Annotated in this window: 24 protein-coding genes; all 24 read right to left on the reverse strand. The window is 49.0% G+C overall.

All coding sequences use genetic code 11. The annotated features are described in order from the left end of the window. Nucleotides 1–6 precede the first annotated feature (6 nt). The 24 genes from VK70_RS25795 to rplN all read right to left on the reverse strand — a co-directional run bounded on the left by VK70_RS25795 (nucleotide 7) and on the right by rplN (nucleotide 13,331). The gene (locus VK70_RS25795) at nucleotides 7–699 is read right to left on the reverse strand and encodes a phosphoadenylyl-sulfate reductase (protein WP_025700271.1); all 693 of its coding nucleotides are present in this window, start codon (nucleotides 697–699) and stop codon (nucleotides 7–9) included. A 250-nt stretch (nucleotides 700–949) separates the two neighbouring features. After that, nucleotides 950–1,342 (reverse strand): 30S ribosomal protein S9, encoded by a 393-nt coding sequence (gene rpsI, locus VK70_RS25800; protein WP_025693047.1) that lies wholly within the window; start codon nucleotides 1,340–1,342, stop codon nucleotides 950–952. Nucleotides 1,343–1,362: 20 nt separating this feature from the next. Further along, nucleotides 1,363–1,800, reverse strand: a complete 438-nt coding sequence (gene rplM / locus VK70_RS25805; RefSeq protein WP_025693046.1) for a 50S ribosomal protein L13 — start codon at nucleotides 1,798–1,800, stop codon at nucleotides 1,363–1,365. A gap of 220 nt (nucleotides 1,801–2,020) precedes the next feature. Beyond that, nucleotides 2,021–2,797 (reverse strand): tRNA pseudouridine(38-40) synthase TruA, encoded by a 777-nt coding sequence (truA, locus tag VK70_RS25810; protein ID WP_025700273.1) that lies wholly within the window; start codon nucleotides 2,795–2,797, stop codon nucleotides 2,021–2,023. A 368-nt stretch (nucleotides 2,798–3,165) separates the two neighbouring features. Then, the gene (gene rplQ, locus VK70_RS25815) at nucleotides 3,166–3,531 is read right to left on the reverse strand and encodes a 50S ribosomal protein L17 (RefSeq protein ID WP_025693044.1); all 366 of its coding nucleotides are present in this window, start codon (nucleotides 3,529–3,531) and stop codon (nucleotides 3,166–3,168) included. Nucleotides 3,532–3,564: 33 nt separating this feature from the next. After that, the gene (locus VK70_RS25820; protein ID WP_025693043.1) at nucleotides 3,565–4,509 is read right to left on the reverse strand and encodes a DNA-directed RNA polymerase subunit alpha; all 945 of its coding nucleotides are present in this window, start codon (nucleotides 4,507–4,509) and stop codon (nucleotides 3,565–3,567) included. Between the two features lie 130 nt (nucleotides 4,510–4,639). Beyond that, the gene (rpsK, locus tag VK70_RS25825) at nucleotides 4,640–5,035 is read right to left on the reverse strand and encodes a 30S ribosomal protein S11 (protein WP_025693042.1); all 396 of its coding nucleotides are present in this window, start codon (nucleotides 5,033–5,035) and stop codon (nucleotides 4,640–4,642) included. Between the two features lie 19 nt (nucleotides 5,036–5,054). Continuing rightward, nucleotides 5,055–5,423, reverse strand: a complete 369-nt coding sequence (rpsM, locus tag VK70_RS25830) for a 30S ribosomal protein S13 (RefSeq protein ID WP_025693041.1) — start codon at nucleotides 5,421–5,423, stop codon at nucleotides 5,055–5,057. A gap of 20 nt (nucleotides 5,424–5,443) precedes the next feature. Then, the gene (rpmJ, locus tag VK70_RS25835) at nucleotides 5,444–5,557 is read right to left on the reverse strand and encodes a 50S ribosomal protein L36 (RefSeq protein WP_003322638.1); all 114 of its coding nucleotides are present in this window, start codon (nucleotides 5,555–5,557) and stop codon (nucleotides 5,444–5,446) included. Between the two features lie 117 nt (nucleotides 5,558–5,674). After that, nucleotides 5,675–5,890 (reverse strand): translation initiation factor IF-1, encoded by a 216-nt coding sequence (infA, locus tag VK70_RS25840; protein ID WP_006212898.1) that lies wholly within the window; start codon nucleotides 5,888–5,890, stop codon nucleotides 5,675–5,677. Between the two features lie 2 nt (nucleotides 5,891–5,892). Then, the gene (locus VK70_RS25845) at nucleotides 5,893–6,201 is read right to left on the reverse strand and encodes a KOW domain-containing RNA-binding protein (RefSeq protein ID WP_025700275.1); all 309 of its coding nucleotides are present in this window, start codon (nucleotides 6,199–6,201) and stop codon (nucleotides 5,893–5,895) included. Between the two features lie 10 nt (nucleotides 6,202–6,211). Then, nucleotides 6,212–6,964 carry a type I methionyl aminopeptidase gene (gene map / locus VK70_RS25850; protein ID WP_025700276.1) on the reverse strand — a complete coding sequence of 251 codons (753 nt, stop codon included), beginning with the start codon at nucleotides 6,962–6,964 and terminating at the stop codon, nucleotides 6,212–6,214. Nucleotides 6,965–6,968: 4 nt separating this feature from the next. Beyond that, nucleotides 6,969–7,613, reverse strand: coding sequence for an adenylate kinase (locus VK70_RS25855; RefSeq protein ID WP_025700278.1), 645 nt, complete (start codon nucleotides 7,611–7,613; stop codon nucleotides 6,969–6,971). Between the two features lie 101 nt (nucleotides 7,614–7,714). After that, nucleotides 7,715–9,016 carry a preprotein translocase subunit SecY gene (gene secY / locus VK70_RS25860; RefSeq protein ID WP_025700280.1) on the reverse strand — a complete coding sequence of 434 codons (1,302 nt, stop codon included), beginning with the start codon at nucleotides 9,014–9,016 and terminating at the stop codon, nucleotides 7,715–7,717. After that, entirely contained in the window at nucleotides 9,016–9,456 is a 441-nt protein-coding gene (gene rplO / locus VK70_RS25865) for a 50S ribosomal protein L15 (RefSeq protein WP_025693036.1), read from the reverse strand. The genes secY and rplO overlap by 1 nt, the downstream gene beginning before the upstream one ends. Before the next feature lie 41 nt (nucleotides 9,457–9,497). Further along, nucleotides 9,498–9,683, reverse strand: coding sequence for a 50S ribosomal protein L30 (rpmD, locus tag VK70_RS25870; RefSeq protein ID WP_025693035.1), 186 nt, complete (start codon nucleotides 9,681–9,683; stop codon nucleotides 9,498–9,500). A 14-nt stretch (nucleotides 9,684–9,697) separates the two neighbouring features. Beyond that, a complete protein-coding gene (gene rpsE / locus VK70_RS25875; RefSeq protein WP_025694123.1) occupies nucleotides 9,698–10,195 on the reverse strand; it encodes a 30S ribosomal protein S5 in 498 nt (165 codons plus the stop codon). Nucleotides 10,196–10,222: 27 nt separating this feature from the next. After that, nucleotides 10,223–10,591: a 50S ribosomal protein L18 gene (gene rplR / locus VK70_RS25880; RefSeq protein WP_025694124.1), complete on the reverse strand. Its 369-nt coding sequence runs from the start codon at nucleotides 10,589–10,591 to the stop codon at nucleotides 10,223–10,225. Between the two features lie 85 nt (nucleotides 10,592–10,676). Continuing rightward, on the reverse strand, nucleotides 10,677–11,219 hold the full coding sequence (rplF, locus tag VK70_RS25885; RefSeq protein ID WP_025336662.1) for a 50S ribosomal protein L6: 543 nt from the start codon (nucleotides 11,217–11,219) through the stop codon (nucleotides 10,677–10,679). Between the two features lie 31 nt (nucleotides 11,220–11,250). Next, a complete protein-coding gene (gene rpsH, locus VK70_RS25890; protein WP_025694125.1) occupies nucleotides 11,251–11,649 on the reverse strand; it encodes a 30S ribosomal protein S8 in 399 nt (132 codons plus the stop codon). A gap of 33 nt (nucleotides 11,650–11,682) precedes the next feature. Further along, complete coding sequence (locus tag VK70_RS27610; protein WP_010348808.1) at nucleotides 11,683–11,868, reverse strand: type Z 30S ribosomal protein S14; 186 nt, start codon at nucleotides 11,866–11,868, stop codon at nucleotides 11,683–11,685. A gap of 49 nt (nucleotides 11,869–11,917) precedes the next feature. Next, entirely contained in the window at nucleotides 11,918–12,460 is a 543-nt protein-coding gene (rplE, locus tag VK70_RS25895; RefSeq protein WP_025694126.1) for a 50S ribosomal protein L5, read from the reverse strand. 31 nt (nucleotides 12,461–12,491) lie between these two features. Then, nucleotides 12,492–12,845, reverse strand: a complete 354-nt coding sequence (rplX, locus tag VK70_RS25900) for a 50S ribosomal protein L24 (RefSeq protein WP_081754722.1) — start codon at nucleotides 12,843–12,845, stop codon at nucleotides 12,492–12,494. A gap of 117 nt (nucleotides 12,846–12,962) precedes the next feature. Continuing rightward, complete coding sequence (gene rplN / locus VK70_RS25905; protein ID WP_019908234.1) at nucleotides 12,963–13,331, reverse strand: 50S ribosomal protein L14; 369 nt, start codon at nucleotides 13,329–13,331, stop codon at nucleotides 12,963–12,965. Nucleotides 13,332–13,364: the final 33 nt, after the last annotated feature.

Consider the following 13,364-nt stretch of genomic DNA (forward strand, 5'->3'; position numbering starts at 1 on the left):
TATGTCTTACTTGTGCAGTCCGCACTCCGTCTTATCGGAATCTGACCAGCGTCCCGCACGCGGATCTTCGCCAGGCATAACGGCGCGTGTGCAATGCTCGCAGCCGATGCTCGGGAAGTTGCGGTCATGCAGCGGGTTATAGATTACATCGTTGCTGCGGATATAATTCCATACATCTTCGCTCGTCCAGTCCGCAATCGGGTTGAATTTTACCAGACCAAACTTGTAATCATATTCGATCTTCTTCGCATTGGCGCGAGTTGGGGCCTGGTCGCGGCGAATACCGGTAATCCATGCATCGTATTGGGACAAGATACGCGTCAGAGGTTCTACCTTACGGATATTGCAGCATTGGTTCGGTTCTGATTTCCAGAGTTCCTCGCCATACTGCTGAGCTTGCTCCTCTGGAGTGATTTGCGGGGATACCCGTACAAATTCCAAGTTATATTTCGCTTCGATCTTGTCTCTAGTTTCATAGGTTTCCTGAAAGTGAAAATCCGTATCCAGGTAGAAAATATCGGTAGATGGACTTACCTTCTGCAGCATGTCAACCAGCACAACGTCTTCGGCTCCAAAGCTGCAGGCAAAAGTTATATTTGGAAAAGTTTCCACCGCCCAGCGAATAATCTCCTCTGGTGTGGCATGCTCTAATTCTTCAGCCTTCACTTTGATTAGCTCTTCTTTTTCAAGCAAATTCATTCCGTATTCCTCCATCCCAAAATAAAACTTCATTAGCTTAAATTCCAACTAAGTTAATATGAAATAAGTATATAACTTTCCCATGGGATGTCAATGATATTTCAGCATTAAAAGATTGCAAAATAACATTTCCCTATAAATGTTAAAGAAATTTGATTCAGTTATCGAGCTGTAGGAACTTAGTATGCTAACATAAAAACCCCTGGCTGTGAGGGGCCAGAGGCTGAAATTCGTTGATGCATAAAAAATATTAACGTTTCGAGAACTGAGGCGCACGACGTGCAGCCTTGAGGCCGTATTTTTTACGTTCCTTCATACGTGGGTCACGAGTCAGGAATCCGGCTTTCTTCAAGGAAGAACGGTATTCCGGATCTGCTTTCAGCAGAGCGCGGGAAATGCCGTGACGGATTGCACCAGCTTGGCCGGAAATTCCGCCGCCGTGAGCGATAACCAGAACATCGTAGCTGCCCAGTGTTTCAGTCAGAGTCAAAGGTTGTTTTACAATCAGTTTGAGTGTTTCCAAACCAAAATATTCGTTAATGTCGCGTTTGTTAATGACAATGCGTCCTTCACCCGGTACGAGGCGAACACGTGCTACCGAATGTTTACGACGACCTGTCCCATAGTATTGTACTTGTGCCATGAAACTGTCCTCCCTTATTCTTATCCGCGAAGTTCGTAAACTTCAGGTTTTTGTGCTGCGTGTGGATGCTCGGCGCCGGCATAAACTTTCAATCTCAGCTTCATCGCGTTGCCTTGACGGGTCTTCGGAATCATGCCGTGAACGGCGGATTCAATTACACGCTCAGGTTTGCTGTTCAGCAAAGTTTCAGCTGTGGTTACTTTCAGACCACCCGGATGCAGCGAGTGACGGTAGTATTTCTTGTTTTGCAGTTTCTTGCCAGTCAGATGAATCTTCTCTGCGTTGATGACAATAACGAAATCGCCAGTATCCACGTGAGGGGTAAATTGCGGTTTGTGTTTGCCGCGGATCAAAGCGGCGGCTTCACTTGCCAGACGGCCGAGTGTTTTGCCTTCGGCATCAATGATATGCCAGTTGCGTTCTACTTCGTTCGGCTTCGCCATGTAGGTGGTACGCATGAATAGTTCCTCCTTGTTCTCGTACGAAAATCTCGTATATCTGATTTCTCATCGAAATTACATTTTTGGTTGTTAGGTAAAGCATTTTCAGGGCTTTCTTGATCGGGGCTGTGGGATAGCCATCAAGAAAACACAACTTTTATTTTACAGGATAACCACACCGAGTGCAAGAGTTTTTCGATCATTAAATTGTCTTTTTTCAACAAAATCAATGTGAATCTCATTCTGCGTCCCGGTAGCTTACATTCCAAAGCGCCAATCCCTTAGCCACCGCCGTCGAGCCGGCGGCAGCCCGGTCGCATGCCGCCAGAATGTCCGCTATGGACTCCGGCCGGCGTTTACCCTCTCCCACTTGAATCAGCGTACCCATGATGATCCGTACCATATGCTGCAAAAACCCGCTGCCGGTAATATAAGTGTGAATGACTCCCTGATCGGACGATCCTGGTCTGCACATGCTTCGGTCAATCTCCATATACGCCTCGTAAATTGTACGGACATGCGAGGTCTTCGTCGATTTCCGCGATGCGAAGGAAGTGTAGTCGTAGGTGCCGATCAGAAGCTGCAGCCCCTGCTCCATTGCCTTCACATCAAGCGCTACGGGATGATGAAACTGAAATCGCCGCTGAAAAGGATCCGGAAACCGGTTGCCATTGATCGTATATCGATAGGTCTTCCGCTTGGCTGCCCGGCGGGAATGGAAAGAGAGCGGCACTTCGTACGCTTCCGTAACCACGATATCCTTCGGCAGACGCGCGTTCAGTGCCAAACACCAACGCTCCAGCGGAATTCGTGAGGCTGTCTCGAAATTAAAAGGCTGTCCATATGCGTGAACGCCAGCATCCGTACGTCCGGAAGCGGTAATCTTCAACACTTCACCTGTCAGATGGGTAATAGCCTGTTCCAGCTTATCCTGAACTGTATTGCCTCCGGGCTGAGTCTGAAAGCCGTCATAGTTTGTACCGTCATAGGTGACTTTCATGAATAGATTGCGCATTTCGGCTCTCCTCCCAAGAAGAAACGGCTGCGCCGTCCTCACAGGAGGGGGCACCCGTTTCTCGCAGAAATATAAGGCCAGGGATAAGTGCAGAGCTTATGAACTCTTATATTTCAAAAAAAAGAAGCCCCTTCGGGAGCTCCTTCCATTGAACAAGCGGATTTCCGCGGTTTACTGCACGACTGGCGGACACCTATGCAGATATCCGGTAGATCACGCCGTCGGTAGGAGCCGGGACATGACGCCGCCTCTCCGAAAGAAGAGCCGGGCCATATTCCACTGATACAATAACGCGGATCATCCCCCTACCCTTCTCCAAAAGAGATGGATAACAGGGGCAATCGGGAAATCAAGCTTGCTGCTATTAACTAGGCACGATCTACCAGTTCAAGGTAAACCATAGGTGCCGAGTCGCCGCGACGAGGTCCGAGCTTCAGGATACGAGTGTATCCGCCTGGACGTTCCGTATAGCGCGGTGCGATTTCAGCGAACAGTTTTTGAATTGCATCCTGCTCTCCGTCGGCAGTTTCGCGGCGTACGAATGCAGCTACTTGACGACGGGCATGCAGATCGCCCTTCTTCGCTTTGGTGATCAGTTTTTCGGCGATGGTACGAACTTCTTTCGCTTTCGCTTCCGTGGTTTGGATGCGCTCGTATAAGAACAGGTCCGTTACCAAGTCGCGGAACAATGCTTTACGCGCACTGGAATCACGGCCCAACTTTTGGTATGCCATGTTTTTCCCTCCTCTACTTCGTCAATCTTACGCTTATTCTTCGGTACGCAGACCCAAACCGAGCTCTTCCAGCTTTTCCTGAACTTCTTCCAAAGATTTGCGGCCCAGGTTGCGGACCTTCATCATATCTTCTTCCGTTTTCGTGGTAAGCTCCTGCACCGTATTGATGCCGGCGCGTTTGAGACAGTTGTAGGAACGGACCGAAAGATCCAGCTCTTCGATTGTCATCTCAAGCACTTTTTCTTTTTTGTCTTCTTCTTTTTCAACCATAATTTCGGCATCCTTCGCTTCATCCGTAAGACCTACGAACAAAACAAGATGCTCATTCAAAATTTTGGCTCCAAGGCTGACGGCTTCCTCCGGTCTGATGCTGCCATCTGTCCAGATTTCCATCGTCAACTTGTCGTAGTTGGTCACTTGACCGACACGGGTGTTGTCAATTGTGTAGTTCACACGGGAAATCGGAGTGTAGATGGAATCTACCGGAATGACGCCGATCGGCTGGTCTTCGCGCTTGTTACGGTCCGCTTGGACATAGCCGCGACCCCGGCCTGCAAAAATACGCATGTGAAGTCTCGCGCCAGGTCCCAGCGTTGCAATATGAAGGTCCGGGTTAAGGATCTCAACATCGCTGTCCGCACGGATGTCACCTGCGGTTACGACGCCTTCCCCTTCAGCATCAATCTCGAACACTTTCTCTTCGTCTGAATGAATCTTCAGGGAAAGAGCTTTGAGGTTCAAAATGATTTCGGTCACGTCTTCCATTACGCCGGGAACGGTGGAGAACTCATGCAGAACGCCGTCAATTTGGACCGAGGTCACTGCGGCTCCCGGAAGGGAGGACAGCAGGATCCGGCGAAGCGAGTTCCCCAGAGTCGTGCCATATCCACGTTCCAGCGGTTCTACTACGAATTTCCCATAGGTTCCTTCATCATTAGCTTCTACGGTCTCAATCTTCGGCTTTTCGATTTCTATCACGAGTGTAACCCTCCTTCAACGTCGCTCCTATATGAAACTGTCACCCCATCAGGTGTATCATGTAGTATGCCTAAACAACCATTATTAGCAAATGTTGCCGGATTTATACCACATTTACATCGCTGATTCACTATACGCGGCGACGTTTCGGCGGACGGCATCCATTATGCGGAACCGGAGTGACGTCTTTAATGAGGTTAACTTCAAGGCCAGCGGCTTGAAGGGAACGGATGGCTGCCTCGCGGCCCGCGCCCGGTCCTTTAACCATAACTTCAACATTTTTCATGCCGTGCTCCATAGCTGCCTTAGCTGCAACTTCTGCCGCCATTTGGGCTGCGAACGGAGTCGACTTACGGGAACCTTTAAATCCTTGGCCGCCGGAGCTTGCCCAGGAAATAGCGTTGCCGTGAGGATCCGTGATGGTAACGATGGTATTGTTGAACGTGGAACGGATATGTGCCACGCCGGATTCGATATTTTTACGGTCGCGACGTTTCGTACGTACGACTTTTTTCGGTTTAGCCATTGTCTCTTATCCCCCCTTATTATTTCTTCTTGTTTGCTACCGTACGACGCGGGCCTTTCCGGGTACGGGCATTTGTCTTGGTACGTTGACCGCGAACCGGCAAGCCGCGACGGTGACGAACACCGCGATAGCAGCCAATCTCGGTAAGACGTTTAATATTCAAGGAAATTTCACGACGCAGGTCGCCTTCCACTTTGACCGATTTGTCGATCGTTTCACGTAGTTTGCTGACTTCATCTTCCGTCAAATCACGGACACGTGTATTAACATCGATCCCTGTTTCTTTAAGAATTTTCTGGGAAGTCGTTCTACCGATTCCGAAAATATAAGTCAAGGCGATCTCAACGCGTTTGTCACGTGGCAAATCCACTCCAGCTATACGAGCCATTTTACGCTACACCCCCTTCTTTAACCTTGTTTTTGTTTGTGCTTCGGATTTTCACAAATTACCATTACAGTCCCTTTGCGGCGGATGACTTTGCATTTCTCGCAAATGGGCTTTACAGAAGGTCTTACCTTCATGCTTATTACCTCCTCAAAGTTTTACACAGTAAAACTGGGTTCGAAAACGCCCGCTCAGTTTTACAGATAGTAAAACTGGCTTCAAAAGCATACGTGCATGTTCTGCATAAAGCAGATCTATTTACGGTAAGTTATACGACCTTTAGTCAAATCATAAGGCGATAACTGTACGACCACTTTGTCACCGGTCAAAATACGGATAAAGTGCATCCGCAGCTTACCGGATACGTGGGCAAGAATCTGATGACCGTTCTCCAGTTCAACCTTAAACGTTGCATTCGGCAACGGTTCAATGACGGTGCCTTCCACCTCAATGACATCTTCTTTGGCCACAGCTACTCTCCTTTCTTCATAGCGCTTATTCCGGCGGAACGCACATAATTCATCACTGCATAGCGCAGCTTTCCATTCGTTACCCGTCCGGTTTCTTTCAGACTGTTCACAACCTCGCTGCTGACGATCGGAGTGAACTCCAGATGAAGGATGTTCTTCTTCTTCGGTCCGTCAAACTTGCGTTTGTCTCCGTCCGCAATATACACAAACCTGCTGTCCACAACAGCGATGACCACGGCAATCTCTCCAGCTTCCTTGCCTTTGAGTATTTTCACTAATTGACCGACTTGCGGGCTGCTCTCGGCATTCAACGAAGATCACCTACGCATTCAGTTTCGTGAAAATTTCCATGCCTTCCGGCGTAACCGCCACTGTATGCTCAAAGTGAGCGCACAGCGAACCGTCCACCGTCACGACCGTCCAGTTATCTTCCAGCGTTCGGACATAACGTTTGCCCGCATTGACCATCGGCTCGATAGCGAGCACCATGCCTGCCTTAAGCCGCGGACCGCGGTCTGCAATGCCGTAGTTCGGAATTTGCGGTTCTTCATGCAGTTCTGCCCCAACACCATGCCCAACATACTCGCGGACTACCGAGAATCCGGCATCTTCGATATATTTTTGAATAGCGTGGGAGATTGTAAACAGGCGCACATCCGGCTTAATCAGCTCAAGGCCTGCGTACAGGGAGCCCTCCGTCACATCCAAGAGCCGCTGGGCTTCTTCGGATATGCTGCCTACCCCATAGGTCCAGGCGGAATCGCCGTGATATCCCTTGTACTGCGCTCCAATGTCCAGCGATACGATATCGCCTTCCACCAGTTTGCGTTTGCCAGGAAATCCATGCACCAACTGATCGTTGACTGAAGCGCAAATGCTGGCAGGAAAACCATTGTAGCCTTTGAATGACGGCACAGCACCTTGACTGCGAATGTATTGATCGGCGATTCTATCGAGTTCTCCTGTCGTAATCCCAGGCTCGATGGCCTGTGCCATGAGACGGTGAGTCTCGGCAACAATTCGTCCCGCTTCTCTCATAAAGGCAAGTTCCTGTTCGGACTTACATATGATCATTACACTAACCTCGCAGTAAAGATACAATTTCGGCAGAAACGACGTCGATTTCGTTTTCCCCGTTTACCTGACGCAAAAGACCTTTATTCTCGTAAAAGTGAAGCAGCGGCGCCGTCTTGTTGTCATACTCATCCAATCGCTTGCCAACACTTTCTTCATTATCATCCGGACGCTGATACAACTCGCCGCCATCGATGTCGCAGATGCCTTCCTGTTTCGGCGGGTTGAAAATCAAGTGATACGATGCACCGCATACCTTGCAAATCCGTCGTCCGGTCAGACGGGCCAGAAGCAATCCGCGATCCACGTTCAAATTAATAACATGATCCAGAGAAGTATTCATGCGGGCAAGAAGCTCATCCAGCGCTTCCGCTTGCGAAAGAGTTCTTGGAAAGCCGTCCAATAAAAAACCTTTTTCGCAATCGGACTGCTGCAGCCGCTCTTCCACAATTCCAATCGTTACATCATCTGGTACAAGCAAGCCTTGGTCGATAAAGGATTTGGCTTTTAGACCGACTGGAGTTCCCTGCTTAATCGCGAGACGAAAAGCGTCTCCCGTTGAGATATGAGGGATATCCAGTTCCTTTACGATAACCGCAGCTTGAGTTCCCTTGCCTGCTCCAGGCGGGCCCATGAAAAGGATGTTCACCTTACGTCTCTCCCCTTTAGCACTCGATCGCCACCAGGCAAGAAACAGCACAATAGGCGCCGGGAAGTCTGTAAATGAGCCGCTTCACCGGAACCTATCGCCTATTTGTTAATGAAGCCTTTGTAATGGCGTTTAATCAATTGGCTCTCGATCTGCTTCATCGTATCCAGTGCGACGCCGATAACGATAAGCAGCGCGGTGCCGCCGATCTGCACCGACCGCGGCAAACCGGACAAAGAGCCGAAGAATACCGGAAGCACAGAGATGATGGCCAGGAACAATGCGCCCGACATCGTCAGACGGGACATTACCCGGGTCAAATATTTCTCCGTAGCTTTGCCTGGACGAATACCTGGAATGTATCCGCCATTCTTCTTCATATTGTCAGCCATCTGCTGCGGATTCATCTGAACAAACGTATAGAAGAACGTAAATCCGATGATCATGATCACGTAGAGGACCATGCCGAGCGGCTTGTCATGAGAAAGATTGTTGGAGATCCACTTCGCCCAATCATGGGTCGACCAAAAGTTGGCGATGACAATCGGGAATTGAAGCAGCGATACGGCAAAGATAACGGGAATTACGCCCGCCGCATTGATTTTAAGCGGAATGTGCGTATTTTGTCCACCATACATTTTGTTTCCGACCACGCGTTTGGCATATTGTACGGGAATCTTCCGAATTCCTTGCTGTACGAAGATAACACCCGTAATAATCGCCACAATCACGATTGCAACGACCACGACTTTAAGAATATTCAGGAAAGTCTGCCCCGGCTGGATAAAGCTCGATTGCGCCGTTGCCGTAAAATATCCCGGAATGCCTGCGATGATTCCCGCAAAAATCAGGATCGAGATCCCGTTTCCGATACCCCGCTCAGTGATTTGTTCACCAAGCCACATCAGAAATGAAGTACCTGCCGTCAAAATAATGGCAACGAGCAGATAATCTGCGATCGTTGCATTCGGCATCATTTGCGTACCATACATTCGGTTGAAACCGATAGAGGTTGCAAAACCCTGAATCAGAGCCAACACTACCGTACCGTAACGGGTAATTTGCGCCAGTTGCTTTTTCCCGTGTTCGCCTTGTTTGGCCCATTCGGCAAATTTCGGCACTACATCCATCGACAAAAGCTGCACGATGATAGATGCAGTAATGTACGGGTAAATGCTGATCGCAAAAATGGAGAAGTTTTTAAGCGCTCCACCCGAAAACGTGTTGAATAGGTTCATCAAGGAATTCCCAGCCTCGTTGCCGGCCGATTGAAACACCGTTTTGTCCACACCGGGAACCGGCACGAACGAACCAATGCGGTAGATGATAAATACAAACAGGGTAAACAGAATTCTTTTGCGCAAATCTTCAACATGCCATATATTCTTAAGCGTCTTAAACATTAGATCACCTCGGTTTTACCGCCGGCAGCCTCGATTTTCTCTACCGCAGATTGAGAGAACTTGTTCGCTTGAACTGTAAGTTTTACAGTGATTTCTCCATTGCCGAGAATTTTGATGCCGCTCTTCGCGTTCTTTACAACGCCTGTTTCGAGCAGCAATTGAGGCGTAACTTCCGTTCCTTCTGCAAAGCTGTTCAGTTCCTCCAGATTCACAATCGCATACTCTTTACGAGTAGGATTGACGAATCCACGCTTAGGCAGACGACGATAGAGTGGGTTTTGGCCGCCCTCGAAGCCCGGACGAACACCACCGCCGGAACGAGAGTTTTGACCTTTATGACCACGGCCGGATGTTTTACCGTTACCGCTGGAAGTACCGCGACCTACACGGTTGCGTTCTTTACGGGATCCTGGAGCCGGAGCGAGTTCATGTAACTTCATCGTTTGCACCTCCTTATGTCTATTAATGGGTAAAAGGCGACTTAGCCTTCAATTTCAGTTACGGATACGAGATGGCTCACTTGTTTGATCATTCCGCGAATCGCAGGATTATCATTATGAACCACGGACGAGTTGATTTTACGCAGGCCTAGCGTCTTAACGGTCACACGTTGTGTTTCCGGACGTCCGATCAAGCTGCGAACGAGGGTAATTTGCAATTTAGCCATTGACGTTCCCCTCCTTAACCGCGAAGCTCTTCGATAGATTTGCCGCGAAGCTTCGCGACCTCTTCAATGCGCTTCAGACGGGACAATCCCTCCAAAGTTGCATTGACCATATTCATGGAGTTCGAAGAACCTAAAGATTTTGTCAGAATATCGCCCACGCCAGCCAGTTCCAATACCGCACGAACAGGGCCGCCAGCGATAACGCCAGTACCTTCCGATGCCGGTTTCAGCAGTACACGTCCAGCGCCGAAATGTCCGTTAACCAGGTGAGGAATCGTCGTTCCTACGAGTGGAACGTGGATCAAATTTTTCTTGGCGTCTTCGATGCCTTTGCGGATCGCATCCGGAACTTCGCCGGCTTTACCGATACCCGCACCGACCCAGCCTTTGCCGTCGCCGACAACAACCAGTGCGCTGAAGCTGAAACGGCGTCCGCCTTTTACAACTTTAGCAACGCGGTTAATGTGAACAACTCTTTCTGTCAGCTCTAAAGTGTTTGGATCTACACGCAAGTCGTTAACCTCCTTTTAAGAATGTTTCTAGAATTCAAGACCAGCTTCGCGAGCTGCATCAGCAAGCGCTTGAATCCGTCCATGATACAGGTAACCTCCGCGGTCGAATACCACTACGGTATGTCCTTTTGCTTTGGCGCGCTCGGCAACCAGTTGGCCGACTTTGCTTGCAGCCTCTACGCTGCCGCCATTGCCTACAGAATCTTTCAATTCTTTATCGAGCGTCGATGCGGATGCGATCGTTACACCCTTAACATCATCGATCAGTTGAGCATAAATGTGTTTGGAAGAACGGAACACATTCAGGCGAGGGCGTTCAGTAGTACCTTCGATTTTCTTACGTACACGCAGGTGTCTTTTGACACGAGCTTTATTTTTGTCCTCTTTTGTAATCATGACTTCCTTTTCACTCCCTTCAGTTTGCCTTAAGGCAGCTTCACGTTAAGACGCCATAGGCATCTTAAGAACAAGGCCAGCCGGCTTATTTCTTCTTACCGGCTTTACCTTCTTTACGGATAATGCGTTCGCCCTCATATTTAATCCCTTTGCCTTTATATGGCTCAGGTTCGCGTACGGAACGAATCTTCGCGGCATAGGCGCCTACGCGTTCTTTGTCGATGCCTTTAACGATGATTTTCGTGTTGGCAGGAACTTCGAACTCGATGCCCGGTTCCGGAGTGATCTCAACCGGATGGGAGTAGCCGACGTTCAGAACGATTTTATCTCCGGATTTGTTTGCACGATATCCGACCCCAACCAGTTCCAGAGATTTGGAGAATCCTTCGGTCACGCCGCTTACCATGTTGTTGACAACGGAGCGGGTCGTGCCGTGAAGAGAGCGATGCAGTTTGTTGTCCGAAGGACGAACAACAAGAATTTCGTTATTTTCAACCGTAACCTTCATATCCTTATGAAGTTCACGAGTCAAAGTACCTTTAGGACCTTTAACGGTGATGACAGTGTTGTTAACCGTCACGTCTACACCGCTAGGCACTGTGATTGGTTTGCGACCAATACGAGACATGTGTGTTGCACCTCCTTATCTTGTGACGTGATTACCAAACGTAGGCGAGAACTTCGCCGCCGGATTTTGCTTGACGAGCTTCCTTATCGGTCATAACTCCCTTGGATGTGGAGATAATCGCGATGCCCAGTCCGCCGAGTACACGAGGAACCTCGTTGCTCTTTGTGTATACGCGCAGGCCTGGCTTACTGATTCTTTTCAGACCGGTAATAACACGTTCTTGTTGCGGGCCGTATTTCAGGAAAATACGGATAAGCCCTTGTTTGTTATCTTCAACAAATTCCGCATCACGGATGAAGCCTTCGCGCTTCAGGATATCGGCGATTTGTTTTTTCAATGTCGAAGCAGGCAGCTCTACCGTTTCGTGACGCACGATGTTGGCGTTACGAATGCGAGTAAGCATATCTGCGATAGGATCAGACATAGTCATTTGGTGTAAACCTCCTTCCCGTATATAAACTTCTTACCAGCTTGCTTTTTTCACGCCAGGAATCTGGCCTTTATAAGCTAATTCACGGAAACAAATTCTGCAAATTTTGAACTTTTGCAGTACCGAATGTGGACGACCGCAACGCTCGCAGCGTGTGTATGCACGCACTTTGAATTTCGGCGCACGTTGTTGTTTAACTTTCATCGAAGTTTTTGCCACTTTAGCCTGACACCTCCTAAACAGTTTCGGAGAATTGAACGACCGAACCTTACTTCGCGAAAGGCATTCCCAGCTGAGTCAGCAGCTCGCGGGATTCCTCATCCGTCTTTGCTGTCGTTACGATTACGATATCCATACCGCGGACTTTGTCCACCTTGTCATATTCGATCTCAGGGAAAATCAATTGTTCTTTCAGACCCAGTGTGTAGTTGCCGCGGCCGTCGAAAGCTTTGGTCGATACACCGTGGAAGTCACGAACGCGCGGAAGCGTTACGTTGAACAATTTGTCCAGGAAGTAGTACATGCGTTCACCGCGAAGGGTTACCTTAACGCCGATCGGCATGTTCTCGCGCAGTTTGAAGCCGGCGATAGACTTCTTGGCTTTGGTGATAACCGGTTTTTGACCGGCGATCAGCTGCATATCGTTCACAGCGGAATCAAGCACCTTCGAGTTTTGCACGGCGTCGCCTACGCCCATGTTGATAACAACCTTCTCGATTTTCGGCACTTGCATAACCGTTTTATAATTAAACTTCTGAATCAGAGCCGGCGTAATCTCGTTCAGAAAACGTTCTTTCATTCTTGCTGCCATGAAGAGTTAACCTCCTTTCTTAAGCGCTATATTAGTCGATGATCTCTCCGGATCTTTTCGCTACACGAACCTTCTTGCCGTTGTCCAGCACTTTATAACCGATACGGGTTACTTTGCCGCTCTTCGGATCGATGTGCATAACGTTGGATACGTGGATCGCAGCTTCCTGCTCGATGATGCCGCCTTGCGGATTTAACTGGTTAGGCTTCTGGTGCTTCTTCACCATGTTCACGCCTTCTACCAGTACGCGGTTTTTGCGCGGATACGCAGCGATGACGCGGCCCTTCTTGCCTTTATCTTTTCCGCTGATCACCATAACCACATCGTCTTTTTTCACGTGCAGTTTGTTGTTATGGGATTCCAGAACTTTTTTCACTCTAGGCATTTGTTACACCTCCTATGACTAGCCTTTGTAAGCATGATTATAAACGATCTCTATCGGGACCCCCGAAAAGTACCCGGTATCAGCTTCGGAGCTTCTCGTCACTTTTTGGGGAGTTTATTAGATAACTTCCGGTGCCAAGGAAACGATCTTCATGTAGTCCTTGTCGCGAAGTTCGCGGGCAACTGGTCCGAAAATACGTGTTCCGCGCGGGCTTCTGTCGTCTTTTACAACAACTGCTGCGTTTTCGTCAAATGCGATGTAAGATCCGTCCTTACGGCGTACAGAGCGCTTCGTGCGCACAACCACCGCTTTTACTACATCACCTTTTTTGACAACGCCGCCTGGTGTTGCTTGTTTTACCGAGCAAACGATCAGATCGCCGATAGCTGCCGTCCGACGTCCAGTACCGCCCAATACGCGGATACACATCAGTTCCTTCGCACCGGAGTTGTCAGCTACATGCAAGCGTGTAAATGGTTGAATCATTAATATTTCCTCCTTTCGGGAAAACTGCCATGT

The organism is Paenibacillus durus ATCC 35681, from assembly GCF_000993825.1.
Classification (GTDB): domain Bacteria; phylum Bacillota; class Bacilli; order Paenibacillales; family Paenibacillaceae; genus Paenibacillus_AQ; species Paenibacillus_AQ durus_B.